This is a genomic window from Escherichia marmotae, assembly GCF_002900365.1.
Taxonomy (GTDB): domain Bacteria; phylum Pseudomonadota; class Gammaproteobacteria; order Enterobacterales; family Enterobacteriaceae; genus Escherichia; species Escherichia marmotae.
The window spans coordinates 1,600,479-1,620,732 of sequence record NZ_CP025979.1; the positions used below are offsets into that span (position 1 = coordinate 1,600,479).

The 20,254-nt window shown below is 52.9% G+C and carries 20 protein-coding genes, 1 pseudogene and 1 riboswitch; of the genes and pseudogenes, 9 read left to right on the forward strand and 12 right to left on the reverse strand.

The features are described 5' to 3' along the window. Window positions 1–83: 83 nt before the first annotated feature. From C1192_RS08320 to dinG, 3 genes are all read right to left on the reverse strand, one after another. A complete protein-coding gene (locus C1192_RS08320; RefSeq protein WP_038354533.1) occupies window positions 84–1,157 on the reverse strand; it encodes a malate/lactate/ureidoglycolate dehydrogenase in 1,074 nt (357 codons plus the stop codon). 140 nt (window positions 1,158–1,297) lie between these two features. Continuing rightward, on the reverse strand, window positions 1,298–2,266 hold the full coding sequence (gene ybiB, locus C1192_RS08325; protein ID WP_000386506.1) for a DNA-binding protein YbiB: 969 nt from the start codon (window positions 2,264–2,266) through the stop codon (window positions 1,298–1,300). Window positions 2,267–2,293: 27 nt separating this feature from the next. Beyond that, window positions 2,294–4,444: an ATP-dependent DNA helicase DinG gene (dinG, locus tag C1192_RS08330; RefSeq protein ID WP_052462994.1), complete on the reverse strand. Its 2,151-nt coding sequence runs from the start codon at window positions 4,442–4,444 to the stop codon at window positions 2,294–2,296. A 119-nt stretch (window positions 4,445–4,563) separates the two neighbouring features. Here dinG and ybiA point away from each other — a divergent pair, with 119 nt between their 5' ends. Then, window positions 4,564–5,046: a riboflavin biosynthesis intermediates N-glycosidase gene (ybiA, locus tag C1192_RS08340; RefSeq protein ID WP_072274915.1), complete on the forward strand. Its 483-nt coding sequence runs from the start codon at window positions 4,564–4,566 to the stop codon at window positions 5,044–5,046. Window positions 5,047–5,279: 233 nt separating this feature from the next. Here the strand turns inward: ybiA and rhlE are convergent, their stop codons facing one another. After that, complete coding sequence (rhlE, locus tag C1192_RS08345) at window positions 5,280–6,644, reverse strand: ATP-dependent RNA helicase RhlE (protein WP_000007078.1); 1,365 nt, start codon at window positions 6,642–6,644, stop codon at window positions 5,280–5,282. A gap of 228 nt (window positions 6,645–6,872) precedes the next feature. Here rhlE and cecR point away from each other — a divergent pair, with 228 nt between their 5' ends. Genes cecR through C1192_RS08370 form a run of 5 tightly spaced genes read left to right on the forward strand, consistent with a single transcriptional unit; the run spans window position 6,873 to window position 12,514 of the window. Next, a complete protein-coding gene (gene cecR / locus C1192_RS08350) occupies window positions 6,873–7,544 on the forward strand; it encodes a DNA-binding transcriptional regulator CecR (protein ID WP_024191852.1) in 672 nt (223 codons plus the stop codon). Window positions 7,545–7,546: 2 nt separating this feature from the next. Further along, complete coding sequence (gene hlyD / locus C1192_RS08355; protein WP_038354535.1) at window positions 7,547–8,542, forward strand: secretion protein HlyD; 996 nt, start codon at window positions 7,547–7,549, stop codon at window positions 8,540–8,542. Beyond that, entirely contained in the window at window positions 8,535–10,271 is a 1,737-nt protein-coding gene (locus C1192_RS08360) for an ATP-binding cassette domain-containing protein (RefSeq protein ID WP_038354536.1), read from the forward strand. Before hlyD ends, C1192_RS08360 begins: the two co-directional genes overlap by 8 nt. After that, the gene (locus tag C1192_RS08365; RefSeq protein ID WP_038354537.1) at window positions 10,264–11,397 is read left to right on the forward strand and encodes an ABC transporter permease; all 1,134 of its coding nucleotides are present in this window, start codon (window positions 10,264–10,266) and stop codon (window positions 11,395–11,397) included. The genes C1192_RS08360 and C1192_RS08365 overlap by 8 nt, the downstream gene beginning before the upstream one ends. Before the next feature lie 10 nt (window positions 11,398–11,407). Then, entirely contained in the window at window positions 11,408–12,514 is a 1,107-nt protein-coding gene (locus tag C1192_RS08370; RefSeq protein ID WP_000469021.1) for an ABC transporter permease, read from the forward strand. Here C1192_RS08370 and C1192_RS08375 read toward each other — a convergent pair. Then, window positions 12,476–12,886: a YbhQ family protein gene (locus tag C1192_RS08375; RefSeq protein WP_000871975.1), complete on the reverse strand. Its 411-nt coding sequence runs from the start codon at window positions 12,884–12,886 to the stop codon at window positions 12,476–12,478. The genes C1192_RS08370 and C1192_RS08375 overlap by 39 nt on opposite strands. Window positions 12,887–13,018: 132 nt before the next feature. On the opposite strand from C1192_RS08375, the gene C1192_RS08380 reads away from it, so the two are divergent. The 3 genes from C1192_RS08380 to C1192_RS08390 are packed head-to-tail and all read left to right on the forward strand — an operon-like array spanning window position 13,019 to window position 15,974. Beyond that, window positions 13,019–13,780, forward strand: a complete 762-nt coding sequence (locus C1192_RS08380; RefSeq protein WP_001113330.1) for an endonuclease/exonuclease/phosphatase family protein — start codon at window positions 13,019–13,021, stop codon at window positions 13,778–13,780. Continuing rightward, complete coding sequence (gene clsB, locus C1192_RS08385; protein WP_038354538.1) at window positions 13,777–15,018, forward strand: cardiolipin synthase ClsB; 1,242 nt, start codon at window positions 13,777–13,779, stop codon at window positions 15,016–15,018. Before C1192_RS08380 ends, clsB begins: the two co-directional genes overlap by 4 nt. Continuing rightward, window positions 15,018–15,974 (forward strand): lysylphosphatidylglycerol synthase domain-containing protein, encoded by a 957-nt coding sequence (locus C1192_RS08390; RefSeq protein WP_016261832.1) that lies wholly within the window; start codon window positions 15,018–15,020, stop codon window positions 15,972–15,974. Before clsB ends, C1192_RS08390 begins: the two co-directional genes overlap by 1 nt. Window positions 15,975–16,185: 211 nt before the next feature. Here the strand turns inward: C1192_RS08390 and C1192_RS26080 are convergent. The 7 genes and pseudogenes from C1192_RS26080 to moaA all read right to left on the reverse strand — a co-directional run. Further along, window positions 16,186–16,302 (reverse strand): annotated as a pseudogene (locus C1192_RS26080) (Bax inhibitor-1/YccA family protein); the annotation flags it as partial. 214 nt (window positions 16,303–16,516) lie between these two features. Next, the gene (locus tag C1192_RS08400; protein WP_000373618.1) at window positions 16,517–17,221 is read right to left on the reverse strand and encodes a Bax inhibitor-1/YccA family protein; all 705 of its coding nucleotides are present in this window, start codon (window positions 17,219–17,221) and stop codon (window positions 16,517–16,519) included. A 137-nt stretch (window positions 17,222–17,358) separates the two neighbouring features. Then, window positions 17,359–17,811, reverse strand: coding sequence for a molybdopterin synthase catalytic subunit MoaE (gene moaE / locus C1192_RS08405; RefSeq protein WP_000852287.1), 453 nt, complete (start codon window positions 17,809–17,811; stop codon window positions 17,359–17,361). 1 nt (window position 17,812) lies between these two features. Further along, window positions 17,813–18,058 carry a molybdopterin synthase sulfur carrier subunit gene (gene moaD, locus C1192_RS08410; protein ID WP_001516032.1) on the reverse strand — a complete coding sequence of 82 codons (246 nt, stop codon included), beginning with the start codon at window positions 18,056–18,058 and terminating at the stop codon, window positions 17,813–17,815. Beyond that, on the reverse strand, window positions 18,051–18,536 hold the full coding sequence (moaC, locus tag C1192_RS08415; protein WP_000080885.1) for a cyclic pyranopterin monophosphate synthase MoaC: 486 nt from the start codon (window positions 18,534–18,536) through the stop codon (window positions 18,051–18,053). The genes moaD and moaC overlap by 8 nt, the downstream gene beginning before the upstream one ends. Window positions 18,537–18,538: 2 nt before the next feature. After that, entirely contained in the window at window positions 18,539–19,051 is a 513-nt protein-coding gene (gene moaB, locus C1192_RS08420) for a molybdenum cofactor biosynthesis protein B (protein WP_001516030.1), read from the reverse strand. Window positions 19,052–19,072: 21 nt separating this feature from the next. Then, window positions 19,073–20,062: a GTP 3',8-cyclase MoaA gene (moaA, locus tag C1192_RS08425; protein ID WP_001516029.1), complete on the reverse strand. Its 990-nt coding sequence runs from the start codon at window positions 20,060–20,062 to the stop codon at window positions 19,073–19,075. Beyond that, window positions 20,050–20,194, reverse strand: a riboswitch (molybdenum cofactor riboswitch). Its footprint overlaps the gene before it by 13 nt. Window positions 20,195–20,254 lie beyond the last annotated feature (60 nt).

The window sequence follows — 20,254 nt, forward strand, 5'->3', positions numbered from 1 at the left end:
ACGCATGTGCTCTAACCCTCATTGATCCTATGTTACCCTTGTTTGCCCGTCCGTCACTGGACGGGCTTTTTTTCGCTGGCTGACTATTGGCAGAAAGTCTGCAACGTCGCTTCTGGTACACCAATTTGCCGCGCCGCGTCACAAATCGCCTGCCAGCTCCCGGCATCTAACGGGATCCCCAGCTCCTGCCGTTCACGGCGCATATTCACTTCCCATTCGCCTGGCAGCAAAATCGGCTTATCTTCATCATGCGGCGAAGCTTTCACCCACTCGGCAAAGGCTTCGGTCTGCTCTGCACAATCTGGCGCGCCGAACAATTCCGGGTTAACGATGATGGTGGTCATACAGTTAAGAATGGTATCGGGGCTGGTTTGTAACGTTTCCTGATGGGTCGTTTTGCCGCCGGAAAGCGCACCACCAAGAATTTCGCACATCGCCGCCAGGGCATAACCTTTATGTTCGGCAAAGGTCAGCAGTGATCCCAACGGTGACTCCTGCATCACTGCCGGATTGGTCGTCGGCACGCCGTTAACATCAATCAGGCAGCCTGGCGGTACGGGCACACCTTTATGCCAGGCGACACGGGTTTTGCCAAATGCAATGGCGCTGGTGGCATAATCAAGCAACAGCGGGAAGTTATCCTTTCGTGGAAAGACCACGCAGAACGGATTGGTGCCGAAGCGACGATCGTGACCATGGAACGGTGCCACCATCGGAATCCCCACTACGCTCACAAAGTGAACAGAGACAAACCCCGCCGCTGCGCACTGTTCCGCCCAGTAACCGATACGCCCGATATGATGAGAGTTACGCAGTGCCACAGCAGCAATTCCGTGCTGACGCGCTTTTTCAATGCCAAGTGTCATGGCCTCGTACGCCGCCACCTGACCGAATGCACGATCGCCATCAAGCGTGACCACTGCCCCCGCATCTTTGACAATTTTAGCGTGATGGTTGATTTGCAAAGAACCCAGTCGCCAGGAATGCACATAGCTCGGGATCATGCCAATCCCATGTGAATCATGCCCTGCCAGATTTGCCGCAATTAAATGATCTGCTACTAGTTTTGCTTCCTGTTCCTCGCTACCCATCTGACGAAACACAGTCAGAATAAAGTTGTGCAGCGTCCGGGCATGAAAGCGATGACCACTTGCCATAGTTAACTCCTGTTTATGTTATATGCCTGTTGCTTTTTTATGCTGCGCGCCGCACGCGGGAAGGTCAATAAATATGCTGCAATTTCATGTTGCTGTGGAGTAAAGGCCGGATGACGCTCATCATCCGGCAGGGGGAGAAATTAAAATGATTGCTTAACGCGCGCCAGGCCATCGCTAACGGATGCCACTTCGCCCGCCGCCACCAGGCAGCAAGCCATCTGGATTTTTAGTGATTTGGGAATCGGTTCGCTGCCTGCCAGACAACGCTCAATCCACTTCGCGGTGGTTTCCGGGTCTTTTGCTTCTGGCAGTATCAGTAGCTCACTGCCTGCATCGTCCTGTTTTTCATACAGCACCCGCGTTCCTTCGCGATCAATCAGATTGATTTGCGGACAGCGTTGCGGATTTGCATACACTTCGCCTTCGGTGCCGTGCATTAACAGCGCCCTCCCACCGATGTCGTTAAAGAATTTCGCCACCCGCCCGACATATTCCGGATGCGAAACACTGGAAAGACGCAGCGCATCACCTTCAGCAAATGGCGTCGCCAGTTTCGCCAGCGTATGCGCACTGTTACGCACGCCCATCCGCCAGCGCATCGCCAGTTGTTTTTCCAGCGGCGGGCAAAACGCGCCTACAGGCATAAACACAGGTTGATGTTCGTCGAGCTTCGCCTGCGCCTGGCCGCCGTGCAGCGTTGGCGTAATCCCCATCAGTTCGAAAATGGTTTCGCTCAGCACGCGGGTCGGATCTTCGCTAACACCGTGAACCACTACTGGAAAACCGAGTTTGTGCAGCAGGATCGCCAGCAATGGCGTCAGGTTGGCCTGTTTCCGTGCACCGTTGTAACTGGGAATAACAACAGGAATCGGCTTGCCAACAGGGGGCGTCAACTTGATGGTGTGATTTTGCATGGCTTCGTAAAAGCCGAGCATCTCTGCTTCCCCTTCCCCTTTGATACGCAGCGCCATCAATACGCCGCCCAACTCAAGGTCAGGTACTTCACCGTTGAGCATATGGGCATACAGGCCGCGCGCCGTATCCTGGTCTAAATCGCGCGCATGGTTTTTGCCGCGCCCGATCTCTTTGATGATTTTGCGATAGTCCATTTATGACTCCTTACCTGACTCACATCATTAACGCCGCCGACGGCGTGGGGATTTTGCTTTTTCTTTCTTTTTAACTATACCTTCAGGGACTTCTGGTTGCTCAATCGGAAACACCGGTAAGGCATCAAGTAACCGCTTGCCGTAGTTTTTGGTTAACAAGCGTTTATCATAAATCACCACTTCACCCCAGCAACTGTGGCTTCGAATCAGACGCCCAACTTGCTGAATCAGGTTAAACGAGGCGCTCGGCAGGCTTTGTACCTCAAAGGGATAACGATTAAGACTTTTTAGCCATTCGCCTTCGGTGATCACCACCGGGCTGTCGATGGGGGGAAAGGCGATTTTATGAATATGCACCTGACTTAGCAGGTCACCTTTCAGATCAAGGCCTTCGGCAAAAGACTGTAAACCTACCAATACACTGCGCTCACCGTTAGCAACGCGTTTACGATGCAGTTCAACTAAGCGGTAGCGAGGCTGATCGCCCTGCACCAGCAACATCAGACGTAAATCCGTCACATAGTCGAGAAATCGCTGCATCGCCCGCCCGCTGGCAAACAACACCAACATGCCGAGATGTTTTTTGCTCTCTACCTGCTCACGGAAAAAGGCCGCCATTTCGGCAATATGCTGCTCTTCGTTGTCAATGGACGGTTCATAACGCATCTGCGGAATGACAATTTTGCCCTGTTCGCAGTGGTTGAAGGGGGAATCCAGCGCCACAAAGCGATCGCCCGCTTTCTCTTTCAACCCACTCATCTCCTGCAAACGCAAAAAACTGTTCAGCGAACGCAAGGTTGCAGAAGTGATAATAATGTGCGGAATACTGCGCCACAGCAGCCTTTCGAGTTGATCGCTGACGCGGATCCCCACACAGTGAAACCAGAGATGTAGCTGCCCGTCGCGTTCTTCCCGCGTCGCCCATTTGGTTACCGGCGCACCAGAAGATTGCGCCAGAGACGCCAGCCGCCAGAGTTTGCTCTGCGCCTCAAACATCCCCAGCGCGCGGTTCATCTGCAAAATCAGTCGATGCAAACGCACAATGTCATGGCTACCGGTTTTCTCACTTAAATCATTGAGGAATAACTCAGCCAGACCACGCAGCATCTCGGTCAGTTTTGCCAGCCGCTGGCAGATCTCCAGTACTTCATCCGGCAATTCGCCCATCGCAAAACGGTGCTCTGCCTCTTGCCCGGCAGGCATATAGAGATTGAGGATGTTGTTTAAAGAGGCGATAAGCTCATATAACTCTTCACAATGCGCATTCAACCGTTCAGGGATCGCCAGCGGTGGAATGGTCTTCGGGCGAAACTGCTCCATGCAGGTGGCGACCAGTTTTGTGAACAGATCCAGTTGTAGCCGATACCAGGGGGCAGTAATTTCCGCGCTCATTTCCAGCGCATCCCGCGCCACGTCCGGCAGGTGATGACCTTCATCCAGCACCAGCAGCAAATTTTTCGGTTCTGGCAATACCGCTTCGCTTTCCATCGCCGCCATCACCAGCGCATGGTTTGCCACTACCACTTCCGCTTCCTGAATTTCCCGGCGGGCAACAAAAAACGGACATTCGCGGTAGTAATAACAGTTACGGTTGAGGCAACTGGCTTTGTCGGTACTCAGACGACGCCAGAGATCGTCATCAATGGCGATATCAGTGTGATCGCGCAGGCCATCCCATTTATAAGTATCGAGATCGCCCTTCAGCTTTGCACAACGTTTTTGTTCTTCCTGATTGTTCGGTGTCAGTTCATCGTCGAGAAACGCGAGCAGATCCTGTTGTGTGGGTTCGGTACTGGCAAGCGCCGTCAGGTTACGCGGGCAAACGTAGCGCCCACGCCCGAAAGCGGCGGTGAATTTTAGATCGGGAATGATCTTTTTCAGCAGCGGCAAATCTTTGCTGTAGATCTGATCCTGCAACGCCACGTTAGCGGTACTCACCACCAGCGTTTTTTGCTCTTCGCGGGCAATGGCGATGCCGGGGATCAAATAGGAGAGCGTTTTCCCAACGCCGGTGGGGGCTTCAATCGCCAGATGCCGCCCTTCTTCTCCGGCCAGTGTTTTGGCGACATCCGCAATCATCTGCCGCTGCGGCGCACGGGGAATAAAGTCGGGGATCTGTTCCTGAAGCGCCTTATACCAGGCGGCAATTTGCGCTTTAAGCGCGGCGGTTAATGCCATGAGAAAACCTGAAATACTGTATAAACAGCCAATATTGTGGCATTTTTCAGTTTTCAGGGGTAATGATTTTTCTGTTTCTGGAAAGTGGCTCGCAATAACCGCCAGGATAATACGGTCTAATTCCTGTTCGACAACAAAGGATTCAACACGTCATGCAAGACACCATCATAAATTTCTACAGCACCAGTGACGACTACGGGGATTTTTCTAACTTTGCCGCCTGGGCCATCAAGATTGACGGCAAAACCTGGCCCACCTCAGAACACTATTTTCAGGCACAAAAGTTCCTTGATGAAAAATACCACGAAGAGATCCGCCGGATTTCCTCACCCATGATCGCCGCGCGTATGGGGCGTGACCGTTCTAAGCCCCTGCGTAAAAACTGGGAGTCGATAAAAGAAGAGGTGATGCGCAAAGCGCTTCGCGCTAAATTCGAACAACACGCAGAACTGCGCGCGCTCCTGCTGGCAACCGCGTCAGCGAAACTGGTTGAGCATACGAAAAATGATGCTTACTGGGGAGATGGCGGTAATGGTCAGGGCAAGAATCGCCTGGGCTACCTTTTAATGGAGCTGCGCGAACAATTGGCTGCGGAGAAGTAACGCATCGGGTGGCTTGTGGGCGGTAAAACAGAGAAATCTTTTTGCCGCGCTTGCAAATTGCTGACTAGCGCTTGTAGTGATATGCCGGATGCGGCGCGAACGCCTTATCCGGCCTACAAGTTGTTAAAATTCAATATATTGTAGGAACCACGTAGGCCTGATAAGCGTAGCGCATCAGGCAGTTTTGCGTTTGTCATCAGTCTCAGATGCCGGGCATTACCCGGCATAAAAGATTACTGAGCTGCGGCAGGTTTACGCGGACGGCGGCGACGTTGTTGCTCGCCTGCCGGTTTGGCATCACCAAGACGACGAGACGGTTTTGCTGCAGGCTTCGCGTTACCAGCCTTCGCACCGCTTTCTGCGCGACGCGGTTGCTGTTGACTACGACCACCGCTCTGCCCACGACCGCCGCCGCTGCGTTGCTGGCGACCGTTCTGGATCGGTTCGGCTTTAATTGACGGATCCGGCTCATAGCCCGGAACAGCGATACGCGGGATCTCTTTTTTCAGCAGTTTTTCGATATCGCGCAACAGTTTGTGCTCATCAACACACACCAGCGATAACGCTTCGCCGGTGGCTGCGGCACGACCGGTACGCCCGATGCGGTGCACGTAATCTTCCGGTACGTTTGGCAGCTCATAGTTGACGACGTGTGGCAACTCTTCGATATCCAGGCCACGCGCGGCGATATCGGTCGCCACCAGCACACGAATATCACCCGATTTAAAATCGGCCAACGCACGAGTACGCGCACCTTGCGATTTATTACCGTGGATCGCCGCACTGCGGATGCCATCTTTATTTAGCTGTTCTGCCAGATGGTTGGCACCATGTTTGGTACGTGTAAACACCAGCACCTGCTGCCAGTTACCTTTACCAATCATGTGCGACAGTAATTCCCGTTTGCGTTTCTTATCAACAAAATGAACGTGCTGGGTCACTTGCTCAGAGGCTGTATTACGGCGCGCCACTTCGATTTCCAGCGGGTTATGCAGCAGTTTTTCTGCCAGCGCTTTAATCTCGTCAGAGAAAGTCGCGGAGAACAGCAGGTTCTGGCGTTTCGCGGGCAGCTTTGTTAACACACGGCGAATATCGTGGATAAAGCCCATATCGAGCATACGGTCAGCTTCATCAAGGACGAGGATTTCTATCTGATCCAGTTTCACCGCATTCTGGTGTTCCAGATCCAGCAGACGCCCGGGCGTTGCCACCAGCACATCAACACCGCCGCGCAGTTTCATCATCTGCGGGTTAATGCTGACGCCGCCAAACACCACCAGCGAACGAATGTTCAGGTATTTGCTGTAATCACGGACGTTTTCGCCAATCTGCGCCGCCAGTTCACGGGTCGGGGTGAGGATCAACGCACGAACCGGACGACGCCCTTTGGCGTGCGGCTCACGGGAAATCAGGTGTTGCAGTAGCGGCAGCGTAAAGCCCGCTGTTTTACCCGTGCCGGTCTGGGCACTGGCCATCAGATCACGGCCTTCCAGTACTGCGGGGATCGCCTGCTGCTGAATAGGGGTGGGTTCACGGTAACCTTGCTCGGCAACGGCGCGCAGGATATCAGGGCTTAAACCCAAAGAATCGAAAGACATAACTACTCCGAACCGCCCCGACCGTTACCGGTGTAGTTTTCAGGGAGATACTGAAAAGGAAAATGACAAAAACCACAATGTCATGAGGGAGCGGAGTGTAGCAGTTTTTGTGACGCAGCGCATAAATTATCCCTGTGACTGGCGTTGCTAAAATTCTTAGCCATACTGGACAACGCTAAAAATGAGTCATAATCTTAATCAATCATTTGATTAAGAATGGGCTGTGCGATGAATAGTCCTGCCATGACAACCAAAGGTGAACAGGCCAAAAAACAGCTAATTGCTGCGGCACTGGCACAGTTTGGTGAGTATGGAATGAACGCCACCACCCGCGATATCGCCGCCCAAGCCGGGCAGAATATCGCAGCCATCACCTATTACTTCGGTTCGAAAGAAGATTTATACCTCGCCTGCGCCCAGTGGATTGCCGATTTTATTGGCGAGCAGTTCCGTCCGCACGCCGAGGAAGCCGAACGCTTGTTCGCACAACCACAGCCGGATCGCGCCGCTATCCGCGAACTGATCCTTCGCGCTTGCAGGAACATGATTCAACTGCTCACCCAGGATGATACCGTCAACCTCAGCAAGTTTATCTCCCGTGAGCAGCTCTCTCCCACGGCGGCCTACCATCTGGTGCATGAACAGGTGATTAGTCCGCTACACAGCCACCTTACGCGCCTGATTGCCGCCTGGACCGGCTGTGACGCCAACGATACCCGCATGATCCTCCATACTCATGCGCTGATTGGCGAGATTCTGGCGTTTCGTCTCGGCAAAGAAACGATTCTGTTACGTACCGGCTGGACCGCGTTCGATGAAGAAAAGACCGAACTGATTAACCAGACGGTAACCTGTCATATCGACCTGATTTTGCAAGGATTATCGCAAAGGAGTTTGTAGTGATGAAAAAAACTGTCGTGATTGGACTGGCGGTAGTGGTACTTGCCGCCGTGGTTGCCGGAGGCTACTGGTGGTATCAAAGCCGCCAGGATAACGGCCTGACGCTGTATGGCAACGTGGATATTCGCACTGTTAATCTTAGCTTCCGTGTCGGTGGTCGCGTTGAATCTCTGGCGGTAGACGAAGGTGATGCCATCAAAGCGGATCAGGTGCTGGGCGAACTGGATCACAAGCCGTATGAGATTGCGCTGATGCAGGCGAAAGCAGGCGTTTCGGTGGCGCAGGCACAATATGATCTGATGCTTGCCGGTTATCGCGATGAAGAAATCGCCCAGGCTGCCGCTGCCGTAAAACAGGCGCAGGCCGCTTACGACTATGCGCAGAATTTCTATGCTCGTCAGCAAGGATTGTGGAAAAGCCGCACTATTTCGGCAAACGACCTGGAAAATGCCCGCTCCTCGCGCGACCAGGCCCAGGCAACGCTGAAATCAGCACAGGATAAATTGCGTCAGTACCGTTCCGGTAACCGTGAACAGGACATCGCCCAGGCGAAAGCCAGCCTGGAACAGGCGCAGGCGCAACTGGCGCAGGCGGAGCTGAATTTACAGGACTCAACGTTGGTAGCCCCCTCTGATGGCACGCTGTTAACCCGCGCGGTAGAGCCTGGCACAGTGCTCAATGAAGGTGGCACGGTGTTTACCGTTTCACTAACGCGTCCGGTGTGGGTGCGTGCCTATGTCGATGAGCGCAATCTCGACCAGGCCCAGCCAGGCCGCAAAGTGCTGCTCTATACCGATGGTCGCCCGGACAAGCCGTATCACGGGCAGATTGGTTTCGTTTCGCCAACCGCTGAATTTACCCCGAAAACCGTCGAAACGCCGGATCTGCGCACCGACCTTGTCTATCGCCTGCGGATTGTGGTGACCGACGCCGATGATGCGTTACGCCAGGGAATGCCAGTAACGGTGCAATTCGGTGACGAGGCAGGACATGAATGATGCCGTTATCACGCTAAACGGCCTGGAAAAACGCTTTCCGGGTATGGACAAGCCCGCCGTCGCACCGCTCAACTGTACCATTCATGCCGGTTATGTTACGGGGCTGGTGGGGCCGGATGGCGCGGGTAAAACCACGTTGATGCGGATGCTGGCCGGGTTACTGAAACCCGACAACGGCAGTGCTACGGTCATTGGCTTTGATCCGATCAAAAACGACGCTGCGTTACACGCGGTGCTCGGCTATATGCCGCAGAAATTCGGTCTGTATGAAGATCTCACGGTGATGGAGAATCTTAATCTGTACGCGGATTTGCGCAGCGTAACCGGTGAAGCGCGAAAACAGACGTTTGCTCGCCTGCTGGAGTTTACTTCTCTTGGCCCATTTACCGGACGCCTGGCGGGTAAGCTCTCTGGCGGGATGAAACAAAAACTCGGGCTGGCCTGTACCCTGGTGGGTGAGCCGAAAGTGTTACTGCTCGATGAACCCGGCGTCGGCGTTGACCCTATCTCACGGCGCGAGCTGTGGCAGATGGTGCACGAACTGGCAGGCGAAGGGATGCTGATCCTCTGGAGTACCTCATATCTCGATGAAGCCGAACAGTGCCGTGACGTATTGCTGATGAACGAAGGTGAGTTGCTGTATCAGGGAGAACCGAAGGCTCTGACGCAAACCATGGCCGGACGTAGCTTTCTGATGACCAGCCCGCACGAAAGCAACCGCAAACTGCTGCAACGAACGCTGAAACTGCCGCAGGTCAGCGACGGGATGATTCAGGGGAAATCAGTACGTCTGATCCTCAAAAAAGAGGCCACACCAGACGATATTCGCCGCGCCGACGGAATGCCGGAAATCAACATCAACGAAACCACACCTCGCTTTGAAGATGCGTTTATTGATTTGCTGGGCGGTGCCGGAACCTCAGAATCACCGCTGGGCGCAATATTGCATACGGTAGAAGGCTCACCGGACGAGACGGTGATCGAAGCGAAAGAGCTGACCAAGAAGTTTGGCGATTTTGCCGCCACCGATCACGTCAATTTTGCCGTCAAACGCGGTGAAATCTTTGGTTTGCTGGGGCCAAACGGTGCGGGGAAATCCACCACCTTTAAGATGATGTGCGGCTTGCTGGTGCCGACCTCCGGTCAGTCGCTGGTGCTGGGAATGGATCTGAAAGAGAGTTCCGGTAAAGCGCGCCAGCATCTCGGCTATATGGCGCAAAAATTTTCGCTGTATGGCAACCTGACAGTCGAACAGAATTTACGCTTTTTCTCCGGCGTGTATGGCTTACGCGGTCGGGCGCAGACTGAAAAAATCACCCGTATGAGCGAAGCGTTCGGCCTGAAAAGCATTGCCTCACATGCTACCGATGAACTGCCATTAGGTTTTAAGCAGCGGCTGGCGCTGGCCTGCTCGTTGATGCATGAACCGGATATTCTGTTTCTCGATGAACCCACTTCCGGCGTCGATCCCCTCACCCGCCGCGAGTTTTGGCTACATATCAACAGCATGGTAGAGAAAGGTGTCACGGTGATGGTCACCACCCACTTTATGGATGAAGCGGAATATTGCGACCGCATCGGACTGGTGTATCGCGGGAAACTGATTGCCAGCGGCACGCCGGACGATTTGAAAGCGCAATCGGCCAACGATGAGCAACCCGACCCCACGATGGAGCAAGCCTTTATTCAGTTGATCCACGACTGGGATAAGGAGCATGGCAATGAGTAATCCGATCCTGTCCTGGCGTCGCGTGCGAGCGCTGTGCGTTAAAGAGACGCGGCAGATCATTCGCGATCCGAGTAGCTGGCTGATTGCGGTGGTGATCCCGCTGTTGCTGCTGTTTATTTTTGGCTACGGCATTAACCTAGACTCCAGCAAGCTGAGGGTCGGAATATTGCTTGAACAGCGTAGCGAAGCGGCGCTGGATTTCACCCACACCATGACAGGCTCACCTTATATCGACGCCACTATCAGCGATAATCGCCAAGAATTAATCGCCAAAATGCAGGCGGGGAAAATTCGTGGTCTGGTGGTGATTCCGGTGGATTTCGCGGAACAGATGGAGCGTGCCAACGCCACCGCGCCAATTCAGGTGATTACCGACGGCAGCGAGCCAAATACCGCCAACTTTGTGCAGGGTTATGTCGAAGGGATCTGGCAGATCTGGCAAATGCAGCGAGCGGAAGACAACGGGCAGACTTTTGAGCCGCTTATTGATGTCCAGACTCGCTACTGGTTTAACCCGGCGGCGATTAGCCAGCACTTTATTATTCCCGGTGCTGTAACCATTATCATGACGGTGATCGGCGCGATCCTCACCTCGCTGGTGGTGGCGCGGGAGTGGGAACGCGGCACTATGGAGGCTTTGCTCTCTACGGAGATTACCCGCACGGAACTGCTGCTGTGTAAGCTGCTCCCCTATTACGTCCTCGGCATGCTGGCAATGCTGCTGTGTATGCTGGTGTCGGTATTTATTCTCGGTGTGCCATATCGCGGTTCGCTGCTGATTCTGTTTTTTATCTCCAGCCTGTTTTTACTCAGTACGCTGGGGATGGGGCTGCTGATTTCAACGATTACCCGCAACCAGTTCAACGCCGCACAAGTCGCACTGAACGCCGCGTTCTTGCCGTCGATTATGCTCTCTGGCTTTATTTTTCAGATCGACAGTATGCCTGCGGTGATCCGCGCGGTGACGTACATTATTCCCGCACGTTATTTCGTCAGCACCCTGCAAAGCCTGTTTCTCGCCGGGAATATTCCGGTAGTGCTGGTCGTGAATGTGCTGTTTTTGATCGCTTCGGCGGAGATGTTTATCGGTCTGACGTGGCTGAAAACCAAACGTCGACTGGATTAGGGAGAAGAGCATGTTTCATCGCTTATGGACGTTAATTCGCAAAGAGTTGCAGTCGCTGCTGCGCGAACCGCAGACGCGCGCGATTCTGATTTTACCCGTGCTGATTCAGGTGATCCTGTTCCCGTTCGCCGCCACGCTGGAAGTAACCAACGCCACCATCGCCATTTACGACGAAGATAACGGCGCACATTCGGTAGAACTGACCCAACGTTTTGCCCGCGCCAGCGCCTTTACCCATGTGTTGCTGCTGAAAAGTCCACAGGAGATCCGCCCGACCATCGACACGCAAAAGGCGTTATTGCTGGTGCGCTTCCCGCCTGATTTCTCGCGCAAACTGGATACCTTCCAGACCGCGCCGTTGCAATTAATTCTCGACGGACGTAACTCCAACAGTGCGCAAATCGCCGCTAACTACCTGCAACAAATCGTCAAAAACTATCAGCAGGAGCTGCTGGAAGGAAAGCCGAAGCCAAACAACAGCGAGCTGGTGGTGCGCAACTGGTATAACCCGAACCTCGACTACAAATGGTTCGTGGTGCCATCACTGATCGCCATGATCACCACTATCGGCGTAATGATCGTCACTTCGCTTTCTGTTGCCCGCGAACGTGAACAGGGAACGCTCGATCAGTTGCTGGTTTCACCCCTCACCACCTGGCAGATATTTATTGGTAAAGCCGTCCCTGCGTTAATTGTCGCCACGTTCCAGGCCACCATTGTGCTGGCGATTGGTATCTGGGCGTATCAAATCCCCTTCGCCGGTTCGCTGGCGCTGTTCTACTTTACGATGGTGATTTACGGTTTATCGCTGGTGGGCTTCGGTCTGTTGATTTCATCACTTTGTTCAACGCAACAGCAGGCGTTTATCGGCGTATTTGTCTTTATGATGCCTGCAATCCTGCTTTCCGGTTACGTTTCGCCGGTGGAGAACATGCCAGTATGGCTGCAAAACCTGACGTGGATTAACCCTATCCGCCACTTTACAGACATTACCAAGCAGATCTATTTGAAGGATGCGAGTCTGGATATTGTGTGGAATAGTTTGTGGCCGTTACTGGTGATAACGGCCACAACAGGATCAGCGGCGTACGCGATGTTTAGACGCAAGGTGATGTAACTTTTTATCTTTCGCCAGTAGCGACACTACCGCCGGGCCGGCAAGGATCGCCAGCCCTGCAATTGCCAGCAAATAGTTATTTTCCAGCACGCGGGACAACAGCCACAGCACAATCAGCGCCGCGCCAAAATACCAGGTGGTGGTCAACTCTTCCAGCACATCTGCTACCTCGCGCCAGCGTTGCTCAGGATGACGCTGTAACACCAGCATCATCACTACTGTTACACAATACAGCACGCATAACCCTACGCCGACATGAACCAGCGTCTTACTCATCCAGCCCATAACCAGCAGCGCCACTACCAGTAAATGCAACATAATCTGCCAGCAACTTAGGCCAGTTGCGACACGAACGCGTTGTTGCCACTTCATGGCTTCTCTCCTGAAGAATTTATCTCTACTAATTCAGAGTACCGAACTTTACGGAAAATTCCGTAAGACCGCACCTTTTTGTGACGCCGACTACACTATTTCAATGAGATAAGAGGCAAAAACAGGAAAATTATGCCCGACCAAACACAACATTTTTCGTTCAAGGTGCTCACCATCAATATTCACAAAGGCTTTACAGCATTTAACCGACGCTTCATTTTGCCGGAACTTCGCGACGCGGTGCGTGCCGTCAGCGCCGATATCGTCTGCCTGCAGGAAGTGATGGGGGCGCACGAAGTCCATCCACTGCATGTGAAGAACTGGCCCGATACTTCGCACTACGAGTTTCTTGCCGACACCATGTGGAGTGATTTTGCCTACGGACGTAATGCTGTATACCCGGAAGGGCATCACGGGAACGCGGTGCTGTCACGCTATCCCATTGAACATTATGAGAATCGCGATGTTTCGGTCGATGGCGCGGAAAAGCGCGGCGTGCTTTATTGCCGCATTGTTCCGCCAGTCACGGGGAAAGCGATTCATGTGATGTGCGTGCATCTCGGCTTGCGGGAGGCGCACCGTCAGGCGCAGCTTGCGATGCTTGCTGAATGGGTGAATCAACTACCGAACGGCGAACCAGTATTAGTCGCGGGAGATTTCAACGACTGGCGGCAAAAAGCCAATCATCCCTTAAAAGTACAGGCTGGGCTGGATGAGATATTTACCCGCGCCCACGGACGCCCGGCGCGAACATTTCCGGTGCAATTTCCCGTTCTTCGTCTGGACAGGATTTACGTCAAAAACGCCAGTGCCAGTGCGCCCACAGCGCTGCCGCTGCGGACCTGGCGACATCTTTCTGACCATGCCCCTTTGAGTGTGGAGATCCATCTATGAAATGTGGTTGGCGCGAAGGGAACAAGATTCAGTTACTGGAAAACGGCGAGCAATATTACCCTGCTGTGTTTAAAGCGATTAACGAAGCAGAGCAACGCATCATCCTTGAGACATTTATCTGGTTTGAAGATGACGTCGGCAAACAGCTACATGCGGCGCTGCTGGCAGCGGCGCAACGTGGGGTTAAAGCGGAAGTCTTGCTGGATGGCTATGGTTCGCCAGATCTCAGCGATGAATTTGTCAGCGAACTGACCGCGGCTGGCGTGGTATTTCGTTATTACGATCCTCGTCCTCGCCTGTTCGGTATGCGCACGAATGTGTTCCGCCGGATGCATCGCAAAATTGTGGTCATCGATACACGAATCGCCTTTATCGGCGGGATAAATTACTCCGCCGAGCATATGTCCAGCTACGGCCCACAGGCCAAACAGGATTACGCGGTGCGGCTGGAAGGGCCGATTGTTGAAGATATTCTGCAGTTTGAGCTGGAAAACTTGCCTGGGCAGAGCGCGGCACGCCGCTGGTGGCGACGTCACCATAAAGCGGAAGAAAACCGCCAACCGGGGGAAGCGCAGGTATTACTGGTCTGGCGCGATAACGAAGAACATCGCAGCGATATCGAGCGCCACTATTTGAAAATGCTCACTCAGGCGCGGCGGGAAGTGATTATCGCCAACGCCTACTTCTTTCCCGGCTATCGATTTTTACACGCCTTACGTAAAGCGGCACGGCGCGGGGTGCGGATCAAACTGATTATTCAGGGTGAACCGGATATGCCGATTGTCAGGGTTGGCGCGCGTTTGCTCTATAACTATCTGGTTAAAGGCGGCGTTCAAGTGTTTGAGTATCGCCGCCGCCCGCTCCACGGCAAAGTGGCGTTAATGGATGATCACTGGGCGACGGTAGGCTCCAGTAATCTCGATCCGCTCAGTTTGTCGCTGAATCTCGAAGCTAACGTCATCATCTACGATCGTAATTTTAACCAGACGCTACGCGACAATCTTAATGGCATCATCGCCGCCGATTGTCGGCAGGTAGATGAAAGTATGCTGCCAAAACGCACCTGGTGGAATCTGACTAAAAGAGTGCTGGCATTCCACTTTTTGCGCCACTTCCCGGCGCTGGTGGGCTGGCTTCCGGCGCATACGCCGCGTCTGGCACAGGTTGAGCCGCCCGCGCAACCGGCAATGGAAACGCAGGATCGGGTAGAAACAGAAAATACGGGGGTAAAGCCCTGATGAGTAAATCCCATCCTCGCTGGCGCTTAGCAAAGAAGATCCTTACCTGGCTATTTTTTATCGCGGTGATTGTGTTGCTGGTGGTCTACGCCAAAAAAGTGGACTGGGAAGAGGTCTGGAAGGTCATCCGCGACTATAACCGCGTTGTGCTATTGAGTGCGGTCGGGCTGGTGGTCGTCAGTTATCTGATTTACGGCTGCTATGACCTGCTCGCCCGTTTCTACTGCGGTCACAAACTGGCGAAGCGCCAGGTGATGCTGGTGTCATTTATCTGCTATGCCTTCAACCTGACGCTCAGTACCTGGGTCGGCGGGATTGGGATGCGTTATCGCCTTTATTCGCGTCTGGGATTACCGGGCGGCACCATCACACGCATTTTCTCGCTGAGTATTACCACCAACTGGCTGGGCTATATTTTATTAGCCGGGATTATTTTTACCGCAGGCGTGGTGGAGTTACCGGATCACTGGTATGTCGATCAAACCACGCTGCGTATTCTCGGCATTGGCTTACTGATGATTATCGCGGTTTATTTATGGTTTTGCGCTTTCGCGAAGCACCGCCATATGACCATCAAAGGGCAAAAGCTGGTGCTGCCTTCATGGAAATTCGCCCTCGCTCAGATGCTGATTTCCAGCGTTAACTGGATGGTGATGGGGGCAATTATCTGGCTGTTACTTGACCAAAGCGTGAATTATTTCTTTGTCTTAGGCGTGTTACTGGTTAGTAGTATTGCTGGTGTCATCGTGCATATTCCGGCGGGGATTGGCGTGCTGGAAGCGGTGTTTATCGCGCTACTGGCAGGAGAGAATACATCCAAAGGCACAATTATCGCCGCCCTACTCGCTTACCGTGTGCTGTATTACTTTATACCGCTGCTGCTGGCGCTGATCTGTTACCTGTTGCTGGAAAGTCAGGCGAAGAAGCTACGGGCGAAAAATGAAGCGGCGATGTGAAGTTCGATTAAGTTCTTTTGGTTTGTGCAGATTGTTAGCAACGTGCTATTTGTTCATGGCGGATGCGGCGTGAACGCCTTATCCGCCCTACAAAACCGGGCTAAATTAATAGATTACAATTCCACTCTGTGCCTGCTAAGCGTAGCGCATCGGGCTCATTGCGTTTCCTCACAATTTTACCCAAGAAAGAAATTTACCTATTTTTCTATGACTAATGAAAAAACCGCGTATGCCTTTGCCAAACAAGTGTTATAGCTATTGCTGCAAGAATCCCGAAGAAGCCGATAAAATAATAATAGAGAGTTAACGCCCCTATAAAAGCGCAACGACAATCACCACCAAAGAGATTAAAAAAAGATACATTACACCTGCAATGGCAGCATTTATCTTATTGATATCTTTACTTAAGCCATATATACAAAAAATTATATTTATGGATGCGCCCCCATGTCATGGGCGCATTTTATAACAGGCTTTTATTCATTGTCGTTTTAATTAGAAAAAATCCCGACGCCAGGCCGGGATTTGGAGGGGAAACGGAATTAACGGCGGTTGCCAAAAATCCGCAGCAACATCAGGAACAGGTTGATGAAGTCGAGATACAACGTTAATGCACCAAGAATTGAATATTTGCGCAGGTTCGACGTGTCGCGGGTATCAATCTGCTCACCCATATTTTTCAGTTTCTGGGTGTCATAGGCGGTCAGGCCGACAAAGACAATCACTCCGATATAGGTCACCACCCACATCAACGCCTCGCTTTTCAGCCAGAAGTTCACCAGCGAGGCGATGACAATGCCGATTAACGCCATAAACAGCATATTGCCGAAGCCGCTTAAATCGCGCTTCGTGGTGTAGCCGTACAGACTCATCGCACCGAACATTCCGGCGGTAACAACGAAAGTACTGGCGATAGAGGCGGCGGTGTAGACAATGAAAATGCTGGAAAGCGTCAGACCTGTCAGCGCCGAATAAAGCATAAAGAGCATGGTTGTCACACCCGCGCTGAGCTTTTGAATCATCGCTGATAACACAATTACCAGAGCTAATTGCGCTATTACCAGACCAATTAAAAAGATGCGGTTGGTGAAAAGCAGCTCCATCACGGCGGCGGAGTTAGCAGCATACCAGGCAACAAACGCGGTCAACAACAGGCCAACGGTCATCCAGCCATAGACCTGTGCCATATAGGTTTGCAGGCCAGTCCTGGCTTGTACGATTGAATCAGAACGTGGGAATCTGTCCATGAAGATCTCCTGAAGATATAAGGAATATCTAAAGGATACTGCAAATGATGAGGGTGTGCATCGCCGCAGCGTAAACGTATGTCCGGTACGGTGAAATTGCCGGATGCAGCTCTATGCCTTATCCGGCCAACAAAAAACTACCAGCGTTTTGCTGCCTGCTGATCGCTCTCCCGCGCTTCGACCCAGCGGTCACCTTCCGGCGTAGCTTCGCGCTTCCAGAACGGTGCGCGGGTTTTGAGATAATCCATAATAAACTGCCCGGCCTCAAACGCACTACTGCGATGCGCACTGGTAACGCCGACAAAAACGATTTCATCACCCGGCCATAATTCGCCAATACGATGAATCACCGTGACTCGCCCCAGCGGCCAGCGGTTACGCGCTTCATCAACGATTTCCGCCAGTGCTTTTTCAGTCATTCCCGGATAGTGTTCGAGGGTTAATGCTTTTACGCTGTCACCCAGGTTATGGTTACGCACCTTACCGGTAAAGGTGACCACCGCACCGTCTTCATCACGCTCAGCCAGCCACGGATACTCTTCCCCTACGCTGAACGGCTGCGGTCCGACAACAATTTTGGTTTCAGCCATCTTAGCCTCCGGTTACCGGCGGGAAGAAAGCCACTTCGTCGCCGTCAGTTAGCGGATGGTCGAAACTCACCAGCGTCTGGTTGACGGCAGCCAGTAATTTGCCATCTTCCAGCGCCAGCGCCCAACGATCGCTCTGCGCTGCCAGGTGCTGGCGTAACGCTTCAACGGTTGGAAAATCCGCGGCAACGTCGGTTGCATCGGTCCCCACCAGCTCGCGCACCTGGGCGAAAAAAAGAACTTTAATCATCCGCTTCCACCTTAAAGTCACCCGACTTGCCGCCGCTCTTCGCCAGCAGGCGTACCGGACCAATCACCATATCTTTTTGCACGGCTTTACACATATCGTAAATGGTCAGCGCCGCCACCGAGGCCGCGGTTAACGCTTCCATTTCGACGCCGGTTTTCCCGGTCAGGCGGCATAAGGTTTCTATACGTACCCGATTGTGTTCCGGCTCTGCCTGCAAATTGACTTCAACTTTACTGAGCATTAGCGGGTGACACAGTGGGATCAGATCCCATGTACGTTTTGCCGCCTGAATACCGGCAATCCGCGCGGTGGCAAATACGTCGCCTTTGTGGTGACGACCATCGATGATCATCGCCAGCGTCTCGCTGCGCATGGTGACAAAGGCTTCCGCCCGTGCTTCACGTACAGTTTCCGCTTTGGCGGAGACATCCACCATGTGCGCTTCGCCAGCGGCGTTGATATGAGTCAGTTGCGACATACTTATTTCTTCAAATGTGGATGGAAATTGCATGGACGTGTACGGGCATCCAGTTGCGGCGCGATGATATTTTCCCATGCGGTGCGGCACGCTTTGGTCGAACCCGGCATAGCGAAAATCAGTGTCTTGTTAGCAACGCCCGCTATCGCACGAGATTGCAACGTTGCGGTGCCAATCTCTTCGAATGACAACATACGGAATACTTCACCGAAGCCTTCGACTTCACGATCGAACAGCGGCAGCAACGCTTCTGGTGCCTGATCGCCTTCCGTCAGTCCGGTGCCGCCAGTAATCAGCACCACTTGCACATCGTCGCTGGCGATCCACGCAGATACCTGCGCGCGGATGGCGTAGCGGTTTTCTTTAACAATCGCTTTATCGACAATGTGATGGCCCGCTTCCTGCGCCGAATCGCGCAGATAATGACCGGAGGTATCGTCTTCTTCACCGCGACGATTAGAAACCGTAAGAATAGCAATACGGGTCGGGATAAATTCAGTGCTTACCTGACTCATCTGATCTCTCCTTTTGACGTTTTAGCCGCCAATGTACGATAAGTTTTGCGTAATACCGGTGTTATTTTGATGCAGGAAATGGGTCTGTTTTTTCTCCCGCAGCGCCGCTGAAATACGCGCTTCCAGCGCCTGTTGCTGGGCATCATCTTCCAGCAGATCGCGCAGGTTAACGCCGCCTTCACCAAACAGGCAGAGATGGAGTTTACCAATGGAGGAGACGCGCAGACGGTTGCAGGTGGCGCAGAAATCTTTTTCATACGGCATGATAAGGCCGATTTCTCCGGCGTAATCCGGATGACAAAAGACTTGCGCGGGGCCGTCGCTGCGTTGACGAAGTTGATGGATCCAGCCGCGACGCAGCAGTTCGTCACGCAGAATCTGACCAGAGATATGGTGCTTACGGAAAAGTTCGCTACCCTCGCCCGTTTCCATCAGTTCGATGAAACGTAACTGGATGGGGCGATGCTGGATCCAGTTCAGAAAGGTGTCGAGCTGGTGATGATTGACATCGCGCATCAGCACGGTATTGACTTTGACCTTCTCAAACCCGGCTTCAAATGCGGCATCAATCCCCGCCATCACCTGGTTGAATTTATCCTGACCGGTAATAGCATAAAACTGGCGAGCGTCGAGGCTATCGACACTGACGTTAATCCCCGTCAGTCCGGCATCGCGCCAGTTCGCCACGTCGCGTTCCAGGCGGTAACCATTGGTGGTAACCGCAATCTGACGAATAGCGTCGTTTTCCCGCACGGCAGCGATGATATCGGTAAAGTCGCGGCGTAAAGACGGTTCACCGCCTGTCAGACGTACTTTTTCGGTGCCCAAACTGGCGAAGGCGCGAGTAACCCGGCGAATTTCATCGACGGTCAGAAAGCCTTTATTGGTGACGCCGCTCGGCTTATAGCCATCCGGCAGGCAGTAGGTGCAACGAAAGTTACACACATCGGTAATCGACAGGCGCAAGTAATAAAACTTACGCGCAAATGCATCAGTCAGTTGTGAAGCCATGTACACCTTTCCAGATACGGGAGGCGAAGTCATTTCTTCCTTCGCCCTGGTGGCAATCTTTATGAGCATTGTCACGGCCAAAGCACCATATCAGTTGACCCAGGTGCAGAGGCTAGAGTGTTTAGTGGTTATGTCGATACTAGCGTGTAAATGAGATTTTTACCATTCACACTTTCCGCTATGTAATCATAT